General features: G+C 46.3%; 22 protein-coding genes and 1 tRNA gene. 14 read left to right on the plus strand and 9 right to left on the minus strand.

Annotated features, from left to right (window positions below):
- Positions 1-233 precede the first annotated feature (233 nt).
- Positions 234-674, plus strand: a complete 441-nt coding sequence (locus tag ACESPU_RS13385) for a hypothetical protein (RefSeq protein WP_373133423.1) — start codon at positions 234-236, stop codon at positions 672-674.
- The gene (locus ACESPU_RS13390) at positions 671-1045 is read left to right on the plus strand and encodes a hypothetical protein (protein ID WP_373133424.1); all 375 of its coding nucleotides are present in this window, start codon (positions 671-673) and stop codon (positions 1043-1045) included. Before ACESPU_RS13385 ends, ACESPU_RS13390 begins: the two co-directional genes overlap by 4 nt.
- A 30-nt stretch (positions 1046-1075) precedes the next feature.
- On the opposite strand, the gene ACESPU_RS13395 is transcribed toward ACESPU_RS13390, so the two are convergent.
- The 5 genes from ACESPU_RS13395 to ACESPU_RS13415 all read right to left on the minus strand — a co-directional run bounded on the left by ACESPU_RS13395 (position 1076) and on the right by ACESPU_RS13415 (position 5580).
- Positions 1076-2221, minus strand: coding sequence for a tyrosine-type recombinase/integrase (locus tag ACESPU_RS13395; protein ID WP_373133425.1), 1146 nt, complete (start codon positions 2219-2221; stop codon positions 1076-1078).
- Between the two features lie 228 nt (positions 2222-2449).
- Positions 2450-2524 (minus strand) — tRNA-Pro (locus tag ACESPU_RS13400).
- 59 nt (positions 2525-2583) lie between these two features.
- Complete coding sequence (locus ACESPU_RS13405) at positions 2584-3324, minus strand: murein L,D-transpeptidase catalytic domain family protein (RefSeq protein WP_005866080.1); 741 nt, start codon at positions 3322-3324, stop codon at positions 2584-2586.
- 34 nt (positions 3325-3358) lie between these two features.
- The gene (locus tag ACESPU_RS13410; RefSeq protein WP_005866078.1) at positions 3359-4378 is read right to left on the minus strand and encodes a L,D-transpeptidase; all 1020 of its coding nucleotides are present in this window, start codon (positions 4376-4378) and stop codon (positions 3359-3361) included.
- A 113-nt stretch (positions 4379-4491) separates the two neighbouring features.
- A complete protein-coding gene (locus ACESPU_RS13415) occupies positions 4492-5580 on the minus strand; it encodes an acyltransferase (RefSeq protein WP_005861985.1) in 1089 nt (362 codons plus the stop codon).
- Between the two features lie 184 nt (positions 5581-5764).
- Here ACESPU_RS13415 and ACESPU_RS13420 point away from each other — a divergent pair, with 184 nt between their 5' ends.
- Positions 5765-6301 carry an HdeD family acid-resistance protein gene (locus ACESPU_RS13420; protein WP_005866076.1) on the plus strand — a complete coding sequence of 179 codons (537 nt, stop codon included), beginning with the start codon at positions 5765-5767 and terminating at the stop codon, positions 6299-6301.
- Here ACESPU_RS13420 and ACESPU_RS13425 read toward each other — a convergent pair.
- Entirely contained in the window at positions 6296-7201 is a 906-nt protein-coding gene (locus tag ACESPU_RS13425) for an AraC family transcriptional regulator (RefSeq protein WP_036612287.1), read from the minus strand. The genes ACESPU_RS13420 and ACESPU_RS13425 overlap by 6 nt on opposite strands.
- A gap of 311 nt (positions 7202-7512) precedes the next feature.
- On the opposite strand from ACESPU_RS13425, the gene ACESPU_RS13430 reads away from it, so the two are divergent.
- From ACESPU_RS13430 to ACESPU_RS13475, 10 genes are all read left to right on the plus strand, one after another.
- Positions 7513-8115 (plus strand): TetR/AcrR family transcriptional regulator, encoded by a 603-nt coding sequence (locus ACESPU_RS13430; RefSeq protein ID WP_005866074.1) that lies wholly within the window; start codon positions 7513-7515, stop codon positions 8113-8115.
- 42 nt (positions 8116-8157) lie between these two features.
- Entirely contained in the window at positions 8158-9549 is a 1392-nt protein-coding gene (locus ACESPU_RS13435; protein WP_008778062.1) for a TolC family protein, read from the plus strand.
- A 46-nt stretch (positions 9550-9595) separates the two neighbouring features.
- Positions 9596-10621 carry an efflux RND transporter periplasmic adaptor subunit gene (locus ACESPU_RS13440; RefSeq protein WP_008774010.1) on the plus strand — a complete coding sequence of 342 codons (1026 nt, stop codon included), beginning with the start codon at positions 9596-9598 and terminating at the stop codon, positions 10619-10621.
- A gap of 6 nt (positions 10622-10627) precedes the next feature.
- Positions 10628-13747, plus strand: coding sequence for an efflux RND transporter permease subunit (locus ACESPU_RS13445; protein WP_158532937.1), 3120 nt, complete (start codon positions 10628-10630; stop codon positions 13745-13747).
- Positions 13748-13917: 170 nt separating this feature from the next.
- Entirely contained in the window at positions 13918-14211 is a 294-nt protein-coding gene (locus ACESPU_RS13450) for a PG0541 family transporter-associated protein (RefSeq protein ID WP_005866064.1), read from the plus strand.
- A gap of 36 nt (positions 14212-14247) precedes the next feature.
- Positions 14248-15471: an NADH:flavin oxidoreductase gene (locus tag ACESPU_RS13455; protein ID WP_044545947.1), complete on the plus strand. Its 1224-nt coding sequence runs from the start codon at positions 14248-14250 to the stop codon at positions 15469-15471.
- Positions 15471-16262, plus strand: coding sequence for an SDR family oxidoreductase (locus ACESPU_RS13460; protein ID WP_005861964.1), 792 nt, complete (start codon positions 15471-15473; stop codon positions 16260-16262). Before ACESPU_RS13455 ends, ACESPU_RS13460 begins: the two co-directional genes overlap by 1 nt.
- 136 nt (positions 16263-16398) lie before the next feature.
- Positions 16399-16983, plus strand: coding sequence for a 50S ribosomal protein L25/general stress protein Ctc (locus ACESPU_RS13465; protein WP_005861962.1), 585 nt, complete (start codon positions 16399-16401; stop codon positions 16981-16983).
- Between the two features lie 85 nt (positions 16984-17068).
- Positions 17069-17632 (plus strand): aminoacyl-tRNA hydrolase, encoded by a 564-nt coding sequence (gene pth, locus ACESPU_RS13470; protein ID WP_005861960.1) that lies wholly within the window; start codon positions 17069-17071, stop codon positions 17630-17632.
- A 21-nt stretch (positions 17633-17653) separates the two neighbouring features.
- Positions 17654-18082 carry an RNA-binding S4 domain-containing protein gene (locus ACESPU_RS13475; RefSeq protein WP_005866061.1) on the plus strand — a complete coding sequence of 143 codons (429 nt, stop codon included), beginning with the start codon at positions 17654-17656 and terminating at the stop codon, positions 18080-18082.
- Positions 18083-18260: 178 nt separating this feature from the next.
- Here the strand turns inward: ACESPU_RS13475 and ACESPU_RS13480 are convergent, their stop codons facing one another.
- The 3 genes from ACESPU_RS13480 to ACESPU_RS13490 all read right to left on the minus strand — a co-directional run bounded on the left by ACESPU_RS13480 (position 18261) and on the right by ACESPU_RS13490 (position 23027).
- Positions 18261-18731 (minus strand): toxin-antitoxin system YwqK family antitoxin, encoded by a 471-nt coding sequence (locus ACESPU_RS13480; protein ID WP_158532938.1) that lies wholly within the window; start codon positions 18729-18731, stop codon positions 18261-18263.
- Between the two features lie 102 nt (positions 18732-18833).
- Entirely contained in the window at positions 18834-20195 is a 1362-nt protein-coding gene (locus ACESPU_RS13485) for a hypothetical protein (RefSeq protein ID WP_005866058.1), read from the minus strand.
- A gap of 36 nt (positions 20196-20231) precedes the next feature.
- Positions 20232-23027: a TonB-dependent receptor domain-containing protein gene (locus tag ACESPU_RS13490; RefSeq protein ID WP_373133426.1), complete on the minus strand. Its 2796-nt coding sequence runs from the start codon at positions 23025-23027 to the stop codon at positions 20232-20234.
- A gap of 196 nt (positions 23028-23223) precedes the next feature.
- On the opposite strand from ACESPU_RS13490, the gene ACESPU_RS13495 reads away from it, so the two are divergent.
- Positions 23224-24495: a DUF3843 family protein gene (locus ACESPU_RS13495; RefSeq protein WP_122132259.1), complete on the plus strand. Its 1272-nt coding sequence runs from the start codon at positions 23224-23226 to the stop codon at positions 24493-24495.
- Positions 24496-24639 lie beyond the last annotated feature (144 nt).

Raw genomic sequence — 24639 nt, forward strand, 5'->3', positions numbered from 1 at the left:
GCACCAATATCACCTCGGTTGATCTGACTCCGCTGGCATCGTGGGTTAATGTCACGAATGCCTCAGAGTTGTTGAATGGCTGCTCTAAACTCGTCTCGGTTGATCTGACTCCGCTGGCATCGTGGGTGAACGTTACGAATGCCTCAAGGTTGCTGTTTGCTTGCTTCAAACTCACCTCAGTTGATCTGAGCCCGCTGGCATCGTGGGTTAATGTGTTTAACGCAAATTATTTTATGCATGGCTGTGTCAGCTTGGCCTCGGTTGATCTGACCCCGCTGGCATCATGGATGAAAGTTGATAACGTCAGAAATATGCTGTCTGGCTGCACCAATATCACCTCGGTTGATCTGACTCCGCTGGCATCGTGGGTTAATGTCACGAATGCCTCAGAGTTGTTGAATGACTGCTCTAAACTCGTCTCGGTTGATCTGACTCCGCTGGCATCGTGGGCGAAGGTAATCTACAATTCATCATTGATAGTTGGTTGCTCCAAGCTGATTTTTATCAGCGTTCTATCCACTACTCCCTTCACCCTCTCCTACGGAGCCTTGACGAACGGTAACTCCTGTCCGATCTACGTGCCGGACGAGGCGGTAGATACCTATAAGATGGCCACGAACTGGTCCGCTTACGCAAGTCGTATCAAACCCATATCAGAAAAAACGGAGTCATGAGAACAGACGAATCGAACAACAAGCATCTGATAGCGGAGGACGGCAAGGTCTTCCGCCGTATCAGTGACGGATGGATAGCCGGACCGGAAATCTATCTGGGCAAGACCTATCACCTAGGCGGCGACAGGCTGGATACCCCCTTGGAAGAACTCCCCGGGCACTATGAGGAGATCGACGATCCGGTAGCCGCCGAGACCGTATTGCTTGACGAGGATACCGACATGGAGGAAGCGGTGAGGCCAATGATAGCCGCCGATGCCTCCCCCGAACCTCCCGACGATCTTCCCCCGGAACCCCCAAGGGTGACACTGGCCGATTATCGTGCCTTGGAGAGGAAAGTGGAGATGATGATGAGATTATTAGGAATGTAATCTATTAACAACGACCAGATCATATTTTCATTAAAATCCCGTATCAAAATCCGTCAACAAAGGATTCGCCTCCTTCAAATCATGTGGCGTATATATATCCGTTATTGATATTGAGGAATGCCTAGCTTGATCACGTACAGACAGAGCATCCACATTTTGGCGAAGCATCATTGTAACTCCGGAATCTTTTAGGGAATAGAACTTATAATCCTTCGGGAACTTTAAATCTCTCATAACATGAGATAACCAATAATCCCTAAACTGTTTCTCGGTTCTTCCACTCTCTCCTGGTTTGAAAGAATCTGAGAAAAGATAATAATTCATCGGATATTGGTAGATTTTCAAATCTATCATCAATTGAATAACCTTTTTATTCAATGTAACCACCGCATCTTTTCGGTTCTTCGATATATCACCACTAACTAAAATCGTTTGATTCTTAAACGATATATCCCTTATTTTCAGCATTGACATCTCTTTAGGGCGAATAAGGCAATAATATTCAATGTAACAGGCTAGCAAGAAATGTTTATTATTCCCCATCAAGTAGTTCCGTAAGCGCTCAAGATCTTTTATAGACAAGACTGTCCTGTTTTTTTGATAATGCCGCTTTCCTAAAATTTGCAAACCTTCGGCCATATTCGTTTTGTGATATCCAGAGCGTACTAGGAATTTACAAAATACACTCAAAACCCTTATGTAGTTATCATGAGTTTTGGCCGTATTGCCGCGATCAATGTATATATGATCCAAAAACTCTTGCAAAAAGCGCTGATCAATTTGGTAAATATACGTAGCCGACTGTTTCAACGACTCATTGTATTTCTTGAGATTCCTAATCTTTGATTGATATTCCACATAAGTAGCTTCTCGGATAATGTCATCATCCAAATATTTTTTCTGTATCCGAAAGAAATGTTCTATGGCATCATCAATAAATACATAAGATAATGCTGATTCCCGCTCAATCCATGGGTTCCAACCTCTTCGAAGTTGTTCCGAAAGACGATTGATCAAATCTTTTGCATAGCTCCTCCTCTCTCCTATTTTCGAAATATGATTAAGCTTGATTTTTTTTCGGCGCATCTTTCCCTTTGCTGGATCGAAGGCCATAAATCCGATATACCATTCCACACCGACATATAATTGAGGCGGAGTATAAGCTACGATGCTCAAAACACTCGAACTTTGTTTCCTTTTAGGCATTTTTTTTTAACGTCAATTTTAAATTAAAATCAACGCTAAGACATTTACACTAAAAATATTACAGACATTTCCTGTCTCAAAATCGTCCCGTTATGTTAAAACGAGGCACTTTGATAACTTATGTCCCATTCCTGTCCCGGGGGTATTAAAACAGTTAAAGGGAAACAGCTGAATATCAACCATTTCCCTTTTTCTAAGTCGGGGTACCAAGATTCGAACTTGGGACCCCCTGCTCCCAAAGCAGGTGCGCTAACCGGACTGCGCTACACCCCGTTTTGCAATTCATAGTGTTTATCTCTGATTGCGGTGCAAAGGTACGCCTTTATTTTAAACTACAAAACTTTTTGGTAACTTTTTTCATGAAAAATATCATTTTCTTGTTGAGTGGATAGAATGGAACTTTGCGTCAGATAGTTCTTATCGTTGGCGTAAATAAATAAAAGGGTTCCATTCTTTATCGTATTAATAATTGGCTTACTGACAGATACAGGCAACGCAGGGCAACCAAAGCTACGTCCTAACCGACCCGAGGAAGCTGCCACAGAAGGATCGGAATAAGAGGCGCCATGAATTACAATCGCCCTTTGCTTAGCCAAATCATTTATTCCTTTTTCCAATCCATTTAGGATAAGCGAATAGCCATTCCGGCCTTGGTACGTATTTTCCGTCAGATAAAATCCTAAAGAGCTTTTATGGGAACCGTTCTCGTTCGAGAAAGAGGTCGCATAATTCCCTCCGCTATTCTTACCGTGAGAAACCAAAGAGGTGTAAAGTATTCTCTTTTGCCGTATATCCAATACAACCATACGCTCCGCCGTAGAAGGTTTAGAGAAATCGATCAATGTAAGGATATCCTTATTTTTCCGATCAATCTTCTCGGAACCTCTAAGCCCCTGCATAAACGCATCGAAACAAACCCATTGATCCAATCGCATCTCCTCATATAATTGGCGCCCCATAACCGCCACAGACGTTGATCCCGTTTCCGGAGATAGGGCACGCAAAACGCCACCGGTTGAAATTGAACCTACAGACAAGACAATAAAAAACAAATACAAGAAAATCCTTCGCATACTAAAAAACAATAACGCCGCAAAGTTATGATTTTTATTCTAATACAAAAACAATCGTCTTATTAACAGGCGCCCAATCGTAAACAAATTGCGCATGCGAAGTCGCGTTTCTCACACACATATGAGACCGTGGTGTCGTTCCCAACGAAGGACTATATTCGATCAACGATTTACGAGGAGCGTTGACCGGTACGCCATGGATATACGCCCCATTCGTAAAACGGTTGGCATAAGGAGCGAATCCGCCAGTCTCCTTGGAACCGTCTACCAAATAGATCATGCGAGACTTTTTTTCTTGGAGAACATACATTCCCAACGGGGTTTCCTGCGCATAAGGAGGACGATGCTGTCCGGTAGTCGCAGGGTTCATGCTACGAACCAACCATTTTGAGCCGACGTGCTCCAAGGTCGCGATATTCTGGTTATGACGATCCACGAAGATCGCCTTATCGAAGACTACCGTATCCCCTATTTGCTTGATATATTTCTTCGGAGCATACCACTCCTCCTCCCCATCATACACGGTTTGTATACGAGCGAATTTAGAATCCTCATCCATCGCCTTGATACGAACCAAGCTACCGTCACGTCCATAGATCTCGGGAATCACGGTATCAGTCAGCAAATAAAGCGGGACGGATTGATAGCGTTCTACACCAAGCGTATCGGAAACCCTCTTATAGGCATCTCTCTTGAAGACTTTTACAAGAGGAGCCTCTCCATTCCTGTTTTTATAGTTCTGCAAGATCGCCCATTGAGACGGCTCCTTTTGGATCGACTCCAATAAGGATAATCTTTCTTTCATTTTCTCCCACTGGAACTCCCGTGTCGTATCTTTATAGGGGTAAGTATCTTCTAAAGTATGCTTATCGTAAAGCAGCTCTTTCTCTATTTCGATATGGGGAGGCAAAGTCTCCATGATCACAGCGGAATCCTTCGATATAGAATCCACAGGAGTTAAGACCTCGGTTTGAGCAGGCTCGGTCCTCGGCGTACAATAACTTAGCGTACAAAGGCTCGATATCAAAAGTATAAAAACTGTTCTCGTCATCATTATTACCCGGGATTTATTTGAATATCGTAAATATACGATTTTTTCCAAATAACAGGTAATCTTATCATCTTGTTTACAAAGTAACCGCGCCAAATGACAGAGCTATCCTATATTCATCCTATAATCCATTTACTGCCCGGTATTAATGAGATAATCTTTGTCGTCACATAACAGCAGATAAATGTACTTACCGCAATACATGGTATGGCGGCGACAGTAGGCAAGGCTAAGTCGTGCTTAAACACCGTTACCCACAATCCGAGCCAAAATATATGCATAAGGTACATACCGTAGCTGAGTTTAGACATCTCTGTTATGAGTCGTGGAGATTTCGAATTGCCTATGCAAGTAAAAGCGAGGAACGTACCCGCCGTAAGAAGCACACAGTTGATCGTACAGAAAGCCCATCCGATCTCTATCTCAGGTGTGACAAGAGTTACTCCGGGTATCGCTTGGACATAGAAGGAATAAATCGTCAGCAAGGCACCGACGACCATCGAGGCGATTCCGATAACCAGACGTTTAGAACGGTTCCATGTAAGATGGACATGTATATAATGTGCCAGTACGAGGTATCCTAAATAACCGGAGAAGTACCACAGTATATGGTATTCGTTCCAAAAACATTGTCCCCACACCTCGCCGAAGCAACGATTGAGATAGGGCATACAGGTCGACAACAGAAACAAGCCGATGAAAAAACGCTCTTCTTTCGCCGTGGCTTTATTCAACCATGGCGATATTACGGGTATAAATAAATAGAGGCTGATCAAAGGGTACATGAACCACAAATGTCCAGCCTGTGAAGGAAAGTTCAAGAATATTCTCGATATATCTTTCAATGATGTCTCGGCATCTATCTGCCCCCACAGCAAGGGTAAAGTGCTGTATAATATCATAAATATGAAAAACGGCGGTAAGATGCGGATACAACGCTGACGGTAGAATTGCCAAGAGGTCAGCCCTGCCTTCATCGGCGCAAGAAGAAAGGCAGAGACAATTATAAACAATGGCACCGCCATGCGTGAGAAACCATCGTATACGGCTACCCACAACCGATCAGCCTCATTGGCCAGATAAGATTGCGGTCCCACCATATCCGTGGAGCCCTCAGCTCCATAAAAGTTTTCACTGGCGTGGACAACCATGACAAGGAAGCACGCAAACACACGCACGTAATCCAAAAAAACTATACGCTTCATTTTTTGTTTTAGTATTATTATTCGTTAGATGATTTCAAGTTTGTCTTTTTACGCGAAGCATGCATTCAAGAGGGATATATTTCGATGTTTTTCCTGATACTGCTTTATGGCGCACAAAGGTAAAAAAAGTCGGAAAGAATATATACCTTTGTCATATTATAAATGAAATCTAAAATAAAAACATATGAGATCTATTAATGGCGCAGTTTTACGTAGCGCATTTGCGATGGTATTAGGGTTTGTTTTGGTATTATGGCCGGAAGCAGCCATAACCTATCTGGTTATCACGATCGGTATACTATTCATTTTACCGGGATTATTCGCTATCCTCAGCTATTTCACCCGACCGAAAAACGAGAACGGGGAAAAACCGATGTTTCCTATCGAGGCAGCGGGAAGCGTACTGTTCGGAGCGTGGTTGGTGATCATGCCCGAGTTCTTCGTGAATATATTAATGTACGTACTCGGAGCCTTATTGGTAATTGCCGGTGTACAGCAATTGGTTTCATTGATATCCGCAAGGAAATGGAGCAATGTACCGTTGGGCTTCTACCTGATGCCGGCTTTGATCTTGATAACCGGAGTAATGATTCTTGCCTACCCGTTCGGGGCGGCGGCAAATACATTCGTAATCTTCGGTGTAGCCAGCATTTTCTACGGGGCTTGTGAGTTGATCAACTGGTATAAGTTCCGCAAGCGTATAGAAAATACCGGATTATGATTTCCGGTATTCCATGGGTGATATACCCATATGCTTCTTGAAAAACTTACCGAAAGTGGATTGATCGGAGAAGTGGAGTATATCCGCTACTTGCTGAACCGTGGCTTGCGGGGCCTTCAACAGCATCTTAGCCTCGACGATCAAGGCGTCGTCAATCCATTTATTCGCTGATTTCCCCGTTAGCTCCTTCAAGATAAGCGAAAGATACTGTGGGGTAATAAATAATTTCTCGGCATAGAAAGTAACGACGTGCTGCTCCTTGCAATGCTCGAAAAGCAATTGCAGGAACTGCTCGAAAAGCTCCTCCTTCCGGGAGAGTGTAGGTGCCGTCATCAGCTCCTTCTTACCCATAAAGATATTAGCCAACTCGATAAAGAAACCGATTAAGGCGTTCTGGAGAGCCTCCTTCTGGAAAAAATGGGTACGCAACTTCATCTTTTCCCGTAAGATGGAGAATTGGCCGGATATATGCTCAGTCTCCTCGGCGCTAATCGTAGCACATGGATTCTTACGGATCTGCATATAATGCACCATGGAGTTCTTTTTCCCTGCCGGGGCAGTATATCCATCCAGAAAAGATCTGGACACGATCAACAAACGCCCTCTTAGGTCTTTGCTCACCTTCGATACCTGTATGATATGAGTCGGCATCAAGGTTATAAACGTATTCTTCTCTATCTTATATGGAATATAGTCTACCGAGATATCGGCGGTACCTTCCTGTACCAAGATCATCAACAAGGCATTTAAACGCATCGGGGTGGAATGCTCCAGCCTTTTTTCCTCGTAATTAATCAAATCTCCATTCAGATCCGCTATCGATAAATCATCTTGAAAGTTGTCGCTGGACTCAATTCCCTTGATTAACTCAGTGACTTCAATTAAAGGTAAATTTTTCATATCTATCTGTAGATTTTTATTATCACCTCGGACAAAGATAGAAATAAAAAGCCAAAGACCACCCACTATTTCGTTTTTAACCAATTTTCATCCAAAATTGAACGAATAACAAGAATTTTTGACAATATCCTGTTTCATTCCATACCAATACCGTAACAGTATAAACCTTTCTGGTTTTCTAAATATATCAGACCTTTGCGAATAGATTCGACGGGAATATCCGGTCATTGGTCGATTCCAACGGACGAGTCAGCGCTTTTTACTTGTATACGGAGATTGCCCCGGCTACTTTTGACGTAACAAAAACGAATATGATAAAAGAACAGATTATTAATACGGCGTTCGATCTTTTTTCTCAATATGGCATCAAGAGTGTGAGTATGGATGATGTAGCGAAAGCGGCTGGTATCTCCAAGCGCACACTTTACGAGTCGTTCGAGGACAAGGAAACCTTGCTGATCGAGGGGATCGATCACAATTCCGAATCGCTCGGACAATATCTGACGGGACTGGAAAAAGAACCTTTCAATGCCTTGGAAGTAATCCTGCTTTTCTATGAGGAGATGATGAAAAACCCGAGATGGTTCAACGAGAAGTTTTACGAGGACTTGAAGAAATATCCGAAAGCCCAACAAAAAATAGAGATGAATAAAGCGAGAATGGGTAAGAGGTGTATGGACTTGTTCACACGGGGCGTTAAAGAGGGCGTGTTCCAAGAGGGGATCAACTTCGAGATCATGGCCTTATTGGTGAAAGAGCAGACGAAGATGTTGCGGCCTTCCAATGTCTTCTGCAAGCATTCCATCACCGAGGTATACAACACGATCCTCCTCACATTCCTGAAAGGGATCAGTACCGAGAAGGGAAGAGCGATCCTAGACCGATTCGATCTCAAACAATCCTATGATTTATAGCGAACACTTAATGAGTTTAATCACAGACAAAATCTATCCTAAATGAAACGATTATTGATGAGTAGAAAAATGATGTTGGTCACATTTATGGTATTGCCTTTTCTGGCGGCGAGACCGGTTCTGGCTCAAGACACCCTGAAACTGGATCTTGGGAAAGCGCTAGAGATCGCCCTTAGCGAGAACCCGACCGTAAAAGTTGCCGATAAAGAAATACAGAAGAAAAAGTACGCACGTAAAGGCTCGTACGCTTCTCTATTTCCGCAGATCAGTTTTGCGGGGGACTACAACCGTACCTTGAAGAAACAGGTGATGTATATGGATTTCGACATGGGTGACATGGGAGGCGGCAGCTTGCCCGAAGGCACGGACATGTCGAGTATGGACGAGGGTTTCGAGGTAGGACGTAGCAACAACTGGAGCTTGGGCTTCAACGCTTCCATGCCACTGGTGAACGCCTCCTTATGGAAAAGCTTGAGTATCTCGGCCTTAGACGTGGAATTGGCGGTGGAGCAAGCTCGCTCTTCTAAGATAGCGATGGTGAACCAAGTGAAAAAGAGCTTTTACGCCGTCCTTCTGGCAAGCGACTCTTACCGGGTATTCAAGCAAAGTTACGACAATGCCATGGAGAATTATCTGGATATCAAACGGAAGTATGAACAGGGAACCGTAGCTGAATACGACTTGATACGTGCCGATGTGACGGTAAAGAATACAGAGCCTAATCTGTTGCAGGCAGAGAACTCCCTTACCTTGGCTAAATGGCAGTTAAAAGCGTTATTGGGTATGGATCTGGATTTAAATATCGATTGCGACGGGCAACTGACGGATTTCAAGTCCAGCCTCTTCGCCGACTATCTATCCACGGATACAACCTTATCCGAGAATACCGACTTGAAACAATTAGACCTTCAGGCGGAACAGCTAAAAAAGACGCTGGTCATGCAGAAATTCGATTATCTGCCGACCTTGTCGCTGACCGGTCTATATCAATGGAGTGCCATGAACAATGACTTCAAGTTCAAGAATTACAGATGGAACCCCTATTCGATGATCGGTATCACGTTATCGGTTCCTATCTTCTCCGGAGGTAGTAAATTTTATAAGGTAAAGCAGACGAAAGTCTCCATCGACCAATTAAACCTGCAACGGGACGATACCAAGCGTAATTTGCAGTTGGCCGTTAAACAGTACATAGATAATATGAATACCTGTATCAAGAAGTTCGACGCCGCCCAAAAGGGAGTCGAGCAAGCGGAACGGGGATATATGATCTCGCAAAAACGGTACGACACCGGAGCCGGTACATGGCTGGAGATGAACGATGCCGAACTTGCCTTGACGCAGGCCCGGTTGAACTTCAACCAATCTATCTACGACTATATGGTAGCGAAGGCGGATCTGGAGAAAGTATTAGGTAACGGACAGATGAATTGAAAATTAAAAATTGAAAGTTTAATAGATAATAATTAGGAACAATTATATGAAGACAAGTCAAATGCTGAAAGTAATACCGATAGCTACGTTGGCCCTGCTGATGTCTTGCTCGGGTAATAAGAGTGAGGAAGCCACGGAAACACAGAATGAGAAAGTAAAGGTGAAAGTGGAGACGGTCTCTGTTCAAGACGTGGAGCAACTCAGTGAATTTACCGCTACGGTGGAAGCGAATATCAAAAATAATATCGCTCCCCAAACCCCATTCCGTATCGAGAAAATCTTCGCCGAGGTAGGCGACCATGTAAAAGCCGGGCAGTTATTGGCCAAGATGGACGCTACAAGCCTAAAGCAAGCGAAGATACAATTGGATAACCAAGAGATCGAGTTCAAACGTATCGACGAGTTGTATAAGGTAGGCGGTGCTTCCAAATCCGCTTGGGATGCCCAAAAGACTTCCTTGGAAGTGGCTCGCGAGACGTATAAAAACTTGGTGGAGAACACCCAATTGCTAAGCCCGATCAGCGGAGTCGTAACCGCCCGCAACTACGATAGCGGCGATATGTACAGCGGCGGAAACCCCATCTATACGGTAGAGGAAATCCGTCCGGTCAAATTAATGGTGAATGTCTCCGAGAGTCTTTTTACGAAAGTGAAGAAAGGCCATGAGGTAGACATCCGGCTGGATGTGTACGGAGACGAGGTTTTCAAGGGTAAAGTCAACTTAGTTTACCCGACGATCGATCCCGCTACCCGCACGTTCCCCGTGGAGATCAAGATCGCCAACTCGGATGAGCGAGTGCGACCGGGTATGTTCGCCCGGGTGACAATGAGTTTCGGCCATATGGATCACGTGGTGGCTCCGGATCGCTCTATCGTAAAACAATCAGGCGCCGGCGACCGGTATATCTATGTATGCAAAGACGGCAAGGTATCCTACCAGAAGGTGGAGCTAGGACGCCGTATGGGTGATAAATATGAGATCATATCCGGAGTGGAGGATGGCGACCAAGTGGTTATCACCGGGCAAAGCCGCCTGACGAACGGTATGGAAGTTGAAATCGAAAACGAATAACAGACTATGAGTTTATATGGAACAGCGGTAAGAAAGCCCGTATCGACCGCCCTTGTATTTGTGGCGATCGTGATCTTCGGACTTTTTTCCTTAAGCAGGTTATCAGTGGACTTGCTTCCGGAGATAGAGACGAACACCATCATGGTGATGACGGCCTATCCCGGCGCCAGCGCTTCGGATATCGAGATGAATGTTTCGAAGCCCTTGGAAAACGTGTTGAATAGCGTAAGCGACTTGAAGCATATCACGTCGCAATCCCGTGAGAATATATCGATCGTAACGTTGGAATTTAATTATGGCATCGATATCGATGTCGCCACGAACGATGTCCGCGACAAACTGGACATGGTGGAGTCTTCCCTACCCGATGACGTAGAGAATCCGATCATTTTCAAGTTCGGTACGGACGATATTCCCATCTTGATCCTCTCCGTAACCGCGGAGGAGAGCACGAACGCTCTTTACAAGATCTTGGACGATAAGGTATCCAACCCATTGGCCCGTATCAGTGGCGTGGGTGCCGTGTCTATCTCCGGTACGCCGATCCGAGAGTTGCAAGTGTATTGCGACCCGTACAAGTTGGAGGCTTACGGCCAGACCATCGAAGGTATCTCTACCATCATCGCGCAAGAGAACCGGAATACACCGGGAGGTAGCGTAGATATCGGCTCTAATACCTACTCCTTGCGTGTTCAAGGAGAATTCACGGACGCTAAGCAGATGCTAGACCTAGTGATCGGTAGCCAGAACGGAAAGAACGTATATCTGCGTGACGTGGCCCGTGTAGAGGACAGTATCGAGGAACGTGCGCAAGAAACGTTTAACAACGGCACGAAAGGTGGTATGATCGTCATACAGAAACAGTCCGGAGCGAACTCGGTGAACATCGCCAAGAAGGTACACCAGAAACTTCCGGAGATACAGGCTAGTTTACCCTCAGACGTGAAGCTGGACGTAATCATGGATACTTCCACGAATATCTTGAATACGATCGATAGCTTGAAAGAGACGATCATGATTACCTTTATCATCGTTATGTTGGTGGTATTCGTGTTCTTGGGACGTTGGAGGGCCACGTTTATCATTATCTTAACCATCCCGATCTCCTTGATCGCTTCTTTCGCTTATTTGCTGGCCTCGGGTAATACGTTAAACATTATCTCGTTGAGCTCACTTTCTATCTCTATCGGCATGGTGGTGGACGACGCTATCGTGGTATTGGAGAACGTAACGACCCATATCGAGCGGGGTAGCCAGCCGAAACAGGCCGCCGTACACGCCACGAACGAGGTGGCTATCTCGGTTATCGCCTCCACCCTTACGATGTTGGCGGTGTTCTTGCCGTTGACGATGGTTACGGGTATGGCGGGTATCTTATTTAAGCAGTTGGGATGGATCGTTAGTATCATCATGATCGTTTCTACGGTAGGCGCCTTGACATTGACCCCGATGCTTTGCTCACAGTTATTACGCCAGCAACCGGAGAAGGGTAAATTGTACCGGATGTTCTTCACGCCTATCGAAAAGGGATTGAACGCCTTGGATCGCGGTTACGGACGCTTCTTGAACTGGGCCGTACGCCACCGGAAAACGGTGATCGTAGGCGCTACGCTGATCTTCATCGGCAGTATGATGCTGATACCGGTCATCAAGACGGAATTTTTCCCGACGCAAGATAACGCACGCATCGGTATAACGATTGAGTTGCCGATCGGTACACGGCAGGATATTACCCGTGAGTTAGCTCTCGACATCGACAAGAAGTTCCGTGAGAAATATCCGGAGATACTGATCAGTAACTTCACGGAAGGTACGGCGGATACGGATAATACCTTCGCACAGCTAAGCAATAACGGTACGCATATTATCGAGTTCAATATAAACCTGACTAGCGTGGGCGACCGTGAGAGAGGTCTTACCGAGATTTGCGAGTTGATGCGGCAGGACTTAGCCCAATACAGCGAGATCAAGAAATTCGAGGTACTCGCCGGAGGGCAGGAAGGTTCTATGGGTGGAGAGACCTCGGTTAACATCGATATCTATGGTTTTGATTTCGCCCAGACGGATGCCGTGGCGAATGAGATCGCCCGTCGTATGAGAAATGTAAAAGGATGCTCGCAAGTAAATATCAGCCGTGAGGATTATATCCCGGAATACCAGATCGACTTCGACCGAGAGAAACTGGCCATCAACGGGCTGAACGTAACAACCGCCTCCATGTATCTCCGAAACCGTGTAAATGGTTCCACCACTTCAAAATATCGTGAGGATGGAGATGAGTATGATATCAAGGTACGTTACGCCCCAGAGTTCCGTGAGTCCGTAGAGGATCTTGAGAATATTTTGATCTATAACAATGAAGGCAAAGGCATCCGCATCCGTGATTTAGGCAAGGTAGTGGAACGTATGACTCCCCCGACCATCGAGCGTAAAGACCGTGAGCGTGTGATCACCGTATCTGCCGTAGCGGGTAAGGGAGCGGCATTGAGCGACTTGGTTGCCGCCGCCCGGAACGAGTTGAAACAAATGGATATCCCATCCGACGTAAGTTGGCAGTTGGGTGGAACATTCGAAGATCAGCAGGATACATTTACCGATTTGGGTATCTTGATGGTATTGATCATCATCTTGGTATTCATCGTGATGGCTGCCCAGTTCGAGTCGTTGGTAGACCCGTTCGTGATCATGTTCTCTATCCCGTTCGCCTTTACAGGTATCGTATTGGGATTGGCGGTCACGCAGACACCATTGGGCGTTATGGCTTTGATCGGCGTGATCATGTTGATGGGTATCGTGGTTAAGAACGGTATCGTGCTGATCGACTATACGATCTTATGCCGGGAGCGTGGCATGGGTATTATCACGTCGGTAGTGACTGCCGGTAAATCCCGTCTCCGTCCGGTATTGATGACAACGTTGACGACCGTTTTGGGTATGATCCCGATGGCGGTGGGAACCGGCGAGGGTTCCGAGATGTGGCGCTCGATGGGTATGACTGTGGCTTGGGGTCTTTCCGTATCCACCTTGATTACCTTGATTATTGTTCCGACGGTCTATGCCGTATTCGCTGCCAACGGCGTAAAACGAAGACGCCGCAAAATAAGGAAGGCATTACGAAATAATTAATTATCTTTGCGTACCATAGGGAAGCCGAGGCCAAGCAAACCTCGATGGGCATTGTTAGGTCATAACAATGCCCATTGTAAGGTGCTTACGATGCCCATTATAAGCAGGCTTGAATGCCCATCGTAAGAAAAGCTTCCCTACGGATATGCGATCTCATAAAAAACAACTATATGAAAGCGATATTTATATCTTTCAATCAAGCGTATTACGAAGCTATCGTCAGTATCATGGACCGTAATAACCTTAAAGGTTTTACCTATTGGGATGTCGTGCAAGGACGGGGAAGTAAAACAGGCGAGCCACATTACGGCAATCACGCTTGGCCTACCTTGAATTCAGCTATCCTTACGATGGTAGAAGACGAGAAGGTCGATCATTTTCTGGAAATCCTACACAACTTAGACAAGGAAACGGAAGCGCAAGGGCTTCGGGCCTTCGTCTGGAATATAGAGAAAACCATCTAACTTAATTTTTCGAAACAACTACATTAATCTATTGATATGGACAAATCAATCCTGTTTACACCCGGTAAGATCGGTCCGCTAACACTTAGGAACCGCACGATCCGGGCCGCCGCATTCGAGAGTATGTGCCCGGGAAACGCTCCCTCGGAGCAGTTATTCAACTATCACACATCCGTAGCCGCCGGAGGGATCGGCATGACGAACATAGCTTATGCCGCCGTGACGCAAAGCGGCTTGTCGTTCGAGCGTCAGCTGTGGATGCGTCCGGATATTATTCCCGGCCTCCGCAAGCTCACCGACGCTATCCATAAAGAGGGAGCCGCCGCTTCCATCCAGTTAGGCCATTGTGGTAATATGTCGCATAAGCGGATTTGCGGATGCACGCCTATTTCAGCGTCCAGCGGTTTCAACCTCTACTCTCCCACGATCGTACGAGGTATGAAACAATCCGAGATCGCTTCCATGGCTCGTGCCTACGGTGAGGCCGTACGATTGGCACGTGAGGCAGGTATGGACGCTGTCGAGATCCATGCCGGGCATGGTTATCTGATCAGCCAATTCCTTTCCCCGTATACCAACCACCGGAAAGACGAATATGGAGGAAGCCTTGAGAACCGTATGCGCTTCATGAGAATGTGTATGGAAGAGGTGATGAAAGCAGCAGGTTCCGACATGGCCGTAACCGTAAAGACCAATATGCGGGACGGGTTCAAGGGAGGACTTGAAATAGACGAATGCCTAGAAGTAGCCCGTACACTCCAAGACCAATGCGGAGCGCATGCCTTAGTACTAAGCGGCGGATTCGTGAGCCGTGCCCCCATGTATGTAATGCGGGGAGAAATGCCGATCCGTACGATGGCGTATTATATGCCTCGCGGCTATCTACCGATTGGAATCCGCATGGTAGGTAAATATATGATTCCCTCGGAACCGTTTAAGGAGGCTTACTTCCTTGAAGATGCGTTGAAATTCCGCAAAGCCTTACATTTACCTCTTATTTACGTAGGAGGATTGGTCTCCAGAGACAAGATCGAGGAGGTACTGAACGACGGGTTCGAGTTTGTGGCCATGGCACGTGCCTTGGTGAACGAGCCGGGCTTCGTCAACCGTATGAAAGAAGACGAGCACGCTCGTTGCGATTGTGGGCATAGCAACTATTGTATCGCCCGTATGTATAGTGAGGATATGGTCTGTCATAAGAACGTGAAAGGTCTTCCGGAATGTATCGTACGTGAAATCAAAAGGCTTGAATATAAATAATGGAAAAGAAATGGGCTTTAGTCACGGGGGCCAGCTCCGGAATAGGTCTCGCCTATGCCGAGGAACTAGCCTCACGAGGCTATCAGTTAGTGATCGTCAGCAATGAGGAGCAGGCGATCCGGGAGAAAGGTGAGTTTCTCTCCGAGAAATATGGTATAGAAGTTTTGCCGCTTTATCGTGATTTGGCGATCCCCGGGGCGGCCAAGGAGCTATATGATACTTGCCAAGAGAAAAACATCCCAATAGAGGTATTGGTCAATAACGCCGGTATGTTTTTTTTCTGCGAGACCTTACAAGCTAAGGCCAACATCGTCGAGAAAATGCTCTACCTCCACGTGACCACTCCTACCCAGCTTTGTTATTATTTCGGGCAAGAGATGAAGAAACGGCGTCATGGATATATCCTCAATATGTCATCCCTATCTTGTTGGCTACCTTATCCGGGAATTACGCTGTACGCTTCCACCAAGCGATACTTGAAAAGCTTCTCCCGAGGCTTGCGTTCAGAGTTACTGGATTATGGAGTAAGCGTAACCGTACTTTGTCCCGGCGCCGTCGCCACGAATTTATATAACCTAAGCGACAACTTAAAGACCTTAGCGATCCGCCTAGGTATCATGATGCGTCCGGAAAAACTGGCTAAAAAAGGGATTAATGCCTTGTTTCACCACCGGGCTTCCCTATTACCGGGCCTCTTCAACAAAATATGCACACCCCTCGTAATGCTCCTCCCCCACGGCCTTGTCCGTTGGATCATGCGAACCACGAAATTAGTGAAGCTAGATCGATAATCCGACAAATAACATGCGAAATATTTGTCACATCAAACAAAAATCGTATCTTTGCACCGCTTTTTAGCCCCGTACCGTGTGATGGGAAATTAGGAAGCAAAATAACTAATTTTGAGTAACACAAAAATTAAAGAAAATGAAGACATTTGAGTTAGAAGGAAAAGGAAGAGAGATCGTCGCTCGTTCCGCTGATCAGAAAAGAGCCTTGAAGGCAATGCGTAAGAACAATGAAATTCCCGCTGTATTATACGGTGGCGAAAAAGTAACTCACTTCACGGTTACAAAAGAAGCCGTTCGTAAGTTGGTTTACACTCCGGAGATTTTCGTTGTTGAGTTAAGCATTGACGGTAACAAGACGATGGCAATCGTTAAGGACATGCAGTTTCAACCTGTAACTGACGAAATCCTTCACATGGACTTCTTGGAAGTATCTAAGGACAAAGCCGTAGTAATGGAAGTTCCGGTTGTTTTGGAAGGTCACGCAGAAGGTGTTAAAGCCGGTGGTAAGTTGTCTCTTCAAATGAGAAAACTGAAAGTGAAAGCTATATACGATCAAATCCCTGAAAAGTTGACGATTAATGTGGATCACCTTGGCTTAGGTAAGACTATGCAGGTAGGTGCTTTGCACTTCGAAGGTCTTGAATTGATGAACGCTAAAAACGCTGTTGTTTGCGCCGTTCAATTGACTCGTGCCGCTCGTGGTGCTCAGGCTAAAGGATAATCTGAGGTAAAAACATTATTACAATACATGAAGGGGAGGATATTCATAGAATGTTCTTCCCCTTTCTTTTATAGATTCGAGGATAATGAAATATTTGATAACAGGACTTGGTAATATCGGTTCCGAATATTGGGGAACCCGCCATAATATAGGTTTCCGGGTTGTCAACCATCTGGTAGAGAGCGTAGGAGGCAATTTCACTGAGGAGCGATACGGGGCAATCGCACGCATACGGGTGAAAAACTGTGACTTGATCGTGCTAAAGCCGAATACCTTTATGAACCTCAGCGGCAACGCCGTTCGGTACTGGTTGCAAAAAGAGAACATTCCCGTGGAAAATCTATTGATCGTCGTAGATGATCTGGCATTGCCATTCGGAACCTTACGTCTGAAACCAAAGGGTAGCGACGCCGGGCATAACGGGTTGAAGAATATCGCCCAGTTATTGAATACGCAGGAATATTCCCGCCTTCGTTTCGGCATAGGCAGCGATTTCCCACGGGGCGGACAGATCGATTACGTGCTAGGGAAATTTCCCCCGGAGGAATTGCAATTGATGCCAGAGATATTGGATCGTGCGACAGAGATCATCAAGAGCTTCTGCCTCGCCGGCATCCAGATTACGATGAATCAATTTAATAATAAATAAAAAGAGACTGAGAATACAGATATGAACGAGGTACGTATCGATAAATGGATGTGGGCGACCCGTATCTTTAAGACCCGCACGATAGCCGCGGAAGCTTGCAAGAAAGGGCGTATCATGATAGGTGGAGTAACGATCAAACCTTCCCGCATGATCAAGGTTGGCGATGTGATCCAAGTGCGTAAACCGCCGATCACCTTCTCTTTTAAGGTAATCGGATTGATCGAGAATCGTGTGGGCGCGAAGCTCGTCCCGAATTACTTGGAGAACGTGACAACCCCGGATCAGTATGAGATTCTGGAGATGAACCGTATCTCCGGTTTCGTGAACCGTGCGAAAGGTCTCGGACGTCCTACCAAGAAAGACCGTCGTGAACTGGAGCAATTCACTGAGCCGGAATTCATGGATGACGGATTCGATTTCGAGTTCGACTTTGGAGAAGAGGAAGAGTAGTAAGCATGCTGATTTCCATTTAATTACATTTACCAATATTTTCATCAAGAAGTAAAAGTATTTTCACCTAGAGGTAAAACTGTTTACATACTGATGTAACGACATTTACCTCTAGAGGAAAAAACATTTACCATTAGAGGTAAATGGCGTTACAACGGTATGTAAACGGCAATTATCCCTATTGATTCTCCTCGGAAAGCAGATTCCCCTCCTCATCCCAGCTACGCCAGACACCAGATTTCTTCCCTGCCGTATAGAACATCTCATACAACAAATTTCCCTTATCACTCCAGATACGCCAAGGGCCGTCCTTTTGCCCTTCCTTATAAGAAGCCAGGCCGATCAGCTGGCCGTTCTCATTATATGTACGCCATTCTCCGTGAAAGATCCCATGATAATAGGAACGCACCTCGGCGATCTTGCCACTCGGATAATAAATCACGTAAGTTCCCTCCGGACGGCCATCTTTCAAATATAACTCCATCTTAAGCATACCATCGTCATAAAATTCCGTATAACGACCCGTATATGGAGTGGTTTGCGTGGCATCGGAATAATACTGTCCTTCGCTTAAAACCAAGTCTTGCGCTTGTACGGTCCATGAGGCCCCCGCCATAAAAGCAGAAAATAACAATAGCTTTTTATTCATGATACATTCTTATCTAAATTATATGCGAAAAGACACCGAGGGATCTTTCCGGATACCTCAGTGCCCCAAACAAATTCACAGTCTATTCAAAGTCAAGCTAAATTAATATTCAGTGTTATTCGGATCGAAGTTGGTCCAGTTAGCGGCCCAGTCATTCTTGCCATCAAAAGCTCCCTTATAAGATACCTTCTCGAAGAAAGCGTCGTTCAAAGCCGTATCAGAGAAATCCGCTCCGTCAATCTTATCCGCTACGATCGATGTATAGTCACCATCTTTAGCGATGATATCATTGCTGGAAGCGTAAGTAAGGTTGCTCAAGTCTGCTGTCTGAAAGTAATTTTGGCTAGTTTCATCCTTGAAATTCTCCCACATACCGGCGAAGATCACATTCTTAACAACCGCACCCACATTTGCGTTTTGCAGATACAAACCGTATGGCCAACCCACGAAAATCGAGTTATACACATTCAAGGAAGAGTTACGGCGGATGTGCATAGCGGCTTGGAATGATCCACCCTTAGCGCCATTAGCCGCGTCTTCCGTAACATAAAAGATATCATTTTCCGTTTTACCAGCTGATTCACCATAGAACGGACCGATCAAGGTCACGTTAGAAAAGACCGGAGTGGTAAGTGGAGTATTATTGGAACCATCAGCGTCGTTATCAGACTCGAAGCCATTGGACTTGGACGTATCAGCGTGCTTCGGGTCGCGAACGCCTAACAAGAACTGCAATTTACCTTGGAATCCATAGTCCGTATCAAACTCATCATCCCAACCTTTGTAAGCAATCAGGTGTTTTGCGTTTACCGTACCGCCAAACCACTCGAATGAGTCGTCGCCACAGAAAGAGACCTGCACGTATTCGATCGTAGTGCCACGGCCAACACCACCGCAAGTCAAACCATTGATCTCCTTATTTGGCTCCAATGGATAACCGGCGAACTCGATACGGACATATTTCACGATACCGGAGTTATCTTCCGGATCCTTTCCACCGTAGTAAGAACGAGGACCGCCCTCTATCTGAGCCTCGCCAGCCGTATTATTCACGATAGACTTGCCACAAAGAATCAAGCCACCCCAATCACCATAGGTACGAGAAGCTTTCGGTTGGTCGGAAGTGAACACGATCGGTTTCTCCGCCGTACCCTCGGCGATGAGCTTTCCGCCACGCTCGACGATCAAGGAGCCTTTAGACGATTTCTCCCCCTTGATTACCGTTCCCGGCTCGATCGTCAAGGTCACGCCATCCGTCACATATACGAAACCTCTCAACAGGTTGTTATCAGCAGCCTTCAAGGTCATATCCGAGGTAATCTCACCTTCCAATATAACATCTTGAGTTTCCTCTACAGGCGGCTCTACATTTACGAGATCATCATCGTCGCCACAAGCGGTTGTTCCAAACATCGTGGCCATACAGAAAGCGGCGGCCACACCTTTTAATAATAACTTGTTCATAAGTAAACGAATTTAGTTTATATGAGTGAATTCAAATTAAAACTTCACGGCTACACCTAGATTCACGGTCACACCCGGACGATAGCTACGGATTAATTGCTCAACCTCCCGTTTCTCTCCGGAAGCCTCTGTTAACTCTAGGAATTGTTTATATTCTACTTTTGAGTTCAATAGATCTTTTACGCCTCCCTTGACCTCCACGTATTTACCGATCTTCTTCGAGAAACTCAAGTCCAAGGAGTTACGGGGTATCTCATAGATATCGGGAATATCATCGTTCGGGTTCTGCTTCGGTACGCCTACCGTCTCAATACGCTTGCCAATCCGGTTATACAAGGCGGAGGCTGAGATTCCTGCGTTGTCATTCTGATAGAATAAGCCCGTATTGATCAAGTAAGGGGATTGCCCCTGCATCGCACGATCCCGCTCGAAAGAGCCCTCGGCGAAATACACCCTACTATGGATATAAGCCCCGTTGAATACGAAGCTCAAGCCTTTCAGACCGATAAAGTCCAGATTCTTCTTGATATCCAGCTCCACGCCGAAAGCATTCGCATGATCGGCGTTGTGGTATGTGTACTGCAATCCGGAACCCGCTTCCATATAGGTTTGCTCGATCGGATTATCGAACCGTTTGTAGAAACCGCCGATCGTCACCGTCTCACCCGGAGCCGGGTAAAATTCATAACGCAGATCCATATTATTCGCATAAGCGTTCTTCAAGTTTACGTTACCCGTGATATTCGCATCTAAGGCGAAATCATAATATACGTAAGGTACGATCTCCCGGAACTCCGCCCTATTCACGGAACGTCCATAAGCCAAGCGTACTTGGTGCTTCTCATTCAAATTATAAGCGATGTTGACGGAAGGAAAGAAATCCGTAGCGTTCTGATCCAGATGCACCGGTTTTATACCGTCCGACTCATAACCATCTAATTTCAATTGATAGTACTCCATACGTACACCTACGTTCGCATTCAGCCTCTCTCCCCAGTTCAGTTTAGCGGCTACGTAAGCGGCACCCAGCAGATTATCGGAAGTATAAGAGTCGCTCTTGTTCGTACTCTCTTTCATATAGATACGATCGGTCGATATATTTGCGTCCGAGAAGACCGAGCTGTAGTCCCATTCGGCAAAACGGTCATAACCACTTCCCAGCATATTATAGACAAAACGACGGGCATCAAAGTTACGTTTCTTAAACTCTCCATATACCCCCGTGTTCAAGACAGGGGTAAACATCTCCGAGACGGCGAACTTATGCTCGTAATTCAAGGCGGCGGAAGCGCTGTTATCTTTCAAGTCTTGATAATAACGAGTCGGGTCGGACACGTAATAACGAGAGTCACCATCCGTCGTACTCTCCAAAGATTTTACCACCTTGCGATCCGGTTCCTTGTAAGCGGCGAAAGCATAACCTAACGTCCAATCCAGTTTATTCATATCTTCTCTCAATTTATGCTCCCCGCTTAGCTGGCCGGAATAGGTAGTGCGTCCGGTATAAAGGGATTCCCATTTCCGGATATTTTGGTCGGAGTAGAAATCCGTTCCCTCTCGTTGCGATAAGGAAGAGGTTCCACGCTGGTTGAAGAAATTCCTGAACTCATATTTGCTCGTTCCCTTCATCAACGACCAGTTGAACAAGGCTCCTAATTTTGTCGTATTCTTATATTGTACATCATCGTAGCGGTAACGGTATGAGGATTGATCCTTGGCCATGTCGTACGAGAGGTAGTTGTTGTTTTTCATCTCGTAATAATCATAGCCTGTGCTATAGTTCACACTGGTGATATTACCGATCTTCATGTCACCGATATCAAAGGTACGATTCATCGTGAACGTCAGTTTCTGTTCCGGCATCGCCGTGAAATGACACACGTTCCATCCCGTATTCACCCGCTTCGTAAACGCCGCCGCATCCGCTGCCGATATGTCGTTCAAATGAGATGGGGCGTTCGAGGGTAACATTCGGGAGCCAGCGCCAAAGCCCAGATAATCCAAGGCGGAACCTTTCGTCAGTTGGAAATCTCGGAAAGCGGAGTTTGTATTAAACCCGACTTGATAGGAGACGTTGAGCGTATTACCCTCGGGAATATTCTTGGTCAGCACCCGCACGAAACCTCCGGAGAAATCCGCCGGCAATTCCGCCGAGGGGCTTTTATAGATCATCATATTATCGATCAAGGAAGAGGGCAGCACATCGAACGAGAAGGCACGGCTGTCCGTCTCGCAGGAAGGGGTCGTGGCATTGTTCAGCCATACATTATTATAACGTTGCGCAAGCCCTCGAACTACGATAAAACGATCGTCCACGATGGTGATTCCCGGGATACGGCGTAGTACCTCGGCGGCATCGCTATCCTGTGTTTTACTGATTTGTTGGGCGGAAATGCCGTTCACGACCGGAAGGCTCTTGCGTACGGTATTTAATACGGCCATCTCGGTTCCCAATTTCCGTTGGGCCACTACGACCACATTCTGTAATTGGAGGTTAGCGTCGGAAAGCTCGATATTCAACACCGCCTCTTGGCGTGCGACTACCGGAACATCCTTTACCGTTTGCGTTTGGTACGACACGTAAGAGGCGGCTACCGTATAAGTACCTGGTCTCACGTTCTCGATACGGAAATTACCGTCTATATCCGTGATAGCGCCAACCGTAGTCCCCTCGATCACGACCGAGGCGCCGATCAACGGTTCTTTCATCTTAGCGTCCGTAACCGTCCCGCAGATAACCCCTGTTTGTGCCCATAGAGAGAATGACAGGAAAACTCCCATCCAGAAAAGCCCTAACCTTTTCAATCTTTTGCCCCTTAAACTCTTTCCCATTATCTTACTACTTATTATTTCATCTTTGATTTCGACGCGAAAGTACGGGGGCGATATTTCAAAGATGTTTAGATCCGATAACAATAAAGACTACAAATGTTACATTTTTAAGACCGCAACTTTTCCTTATCGTTTGACATAGCTAACGTATTTTTACTACATTTGCACTCCTGAATGCATAAAGACATTTAATAACATGAAGAACATTAAAATTTTCCCGAAAGACTGGTTGCAGTTGCATCCCTATAAACAAAGCACTCCCGTGGATTCCTATTATACCGGAATAGCGAACCGTATCTACGATATCATGGAGAAGACCGAGTTGGTAAACTCCTTCGAGGGCGAGGAAACAAAGCAGATCTGTATCCGCATGGCCGCCTACTTCGAGGACGTGATCTCCGGCACGGGGATTTGGCGTGCCTTCATCCTTACCCATAAGGAGCTATACGGCAAATACCTCCCCTTCTACACTCCGGACGATCATTATTACGACGATGAGGTGAACCTTGAGGACGTGCGCTTCCTCCTTTGGCATTATACCCAGCAGTATCACGGCTATCGTAAAGGCACTTTCGTCAGTCCGGACAACCCTGCCAACGAATCCACCGGCATGCTTATCTACGACCTGTTCTGCAAAGAGTGGACCACGGCGCCGGAGAATACCCGCATGGCCAAGCTTTTCGCCCTTGATACCCGCTACGAGCGGCAAGAGGATTACGACCGTCTATTGCAATGGTTCCATTACGAATCCTATATCCTGCCTGAGTCGGCCCGGGAACTGAGCGACTTCGCCCACGACCGCTGGAAGGAGCAGCCCGACCTCAACCAAGAGCAGCTTAACAACCTGCTCGTCAACAGCCACGGCATGATGGCCTACACCAGCAAGACCTCCTTGCTAGGTCTGACCTCCCCGCAATGGCTGGCAAAGATATTGCCCGCCGAGCATCCCGACCATGCGGTATTTCAGAACACCGCCGACGAGTCTGTTGCCACCCTGCCCGACGATATGCTGGAGGAAAACCGCCAACAATACGAGACTTTCCGCAAAGCCGCAGGTGACAAACTGCTTCTCTATTTCGACAAGACCGAAGACGCACAAACATTTATCACGGAGACTTCCGGCCTTATCCCCGCCGAGAACTTCCATCTTCCCGAGGACTGGCAAGGCAAGAAACTGGCGATCTACGCCACGCCCGAGGAAGGCGCCCAAGTCATCACCCGTGACGTGGAGCTGATCAAGGATGAGAACAATCCCTTCTACGACGCCAACCGTGCCGCCAAGCAAGCGCTCTCTTTCTTCATCGTGAAACATTGCAGCGTTTACTTCCTGAAAGAGCTGGTAGACCGAGGTATGTTGGCCGACGCACAAACAAAAAGCCTTACCAGCCCGGAACGTGGCAAGGCGATCATACAAGATAATTGGAAATTCCTATCCCGCTATTTCATCCGAGAATATCCCGATAGATAAAACAGATAGGAAGCGACATCACAATCCGTGACAGCGCTTCCGGAGAAAAAGAAGCACTGTCGCAAAACGTGACGGTGCTTCTTTTTTTAGTTCATCTTTCATTTAGCAAACTAACCAACCAAATATCTTTCAAATAAAAAGAAT

The sequence above is a fragment of the Parabacteroides sp. 20_3 genome (assembly GCF_964238835.1).
Taxonomy (GTDB): Bacteria; Bacteroidota; Bacteroidia; order Bacteroidales; family Tannerellaceae; genus Parabacteroides; species Parabacteroides distasonis.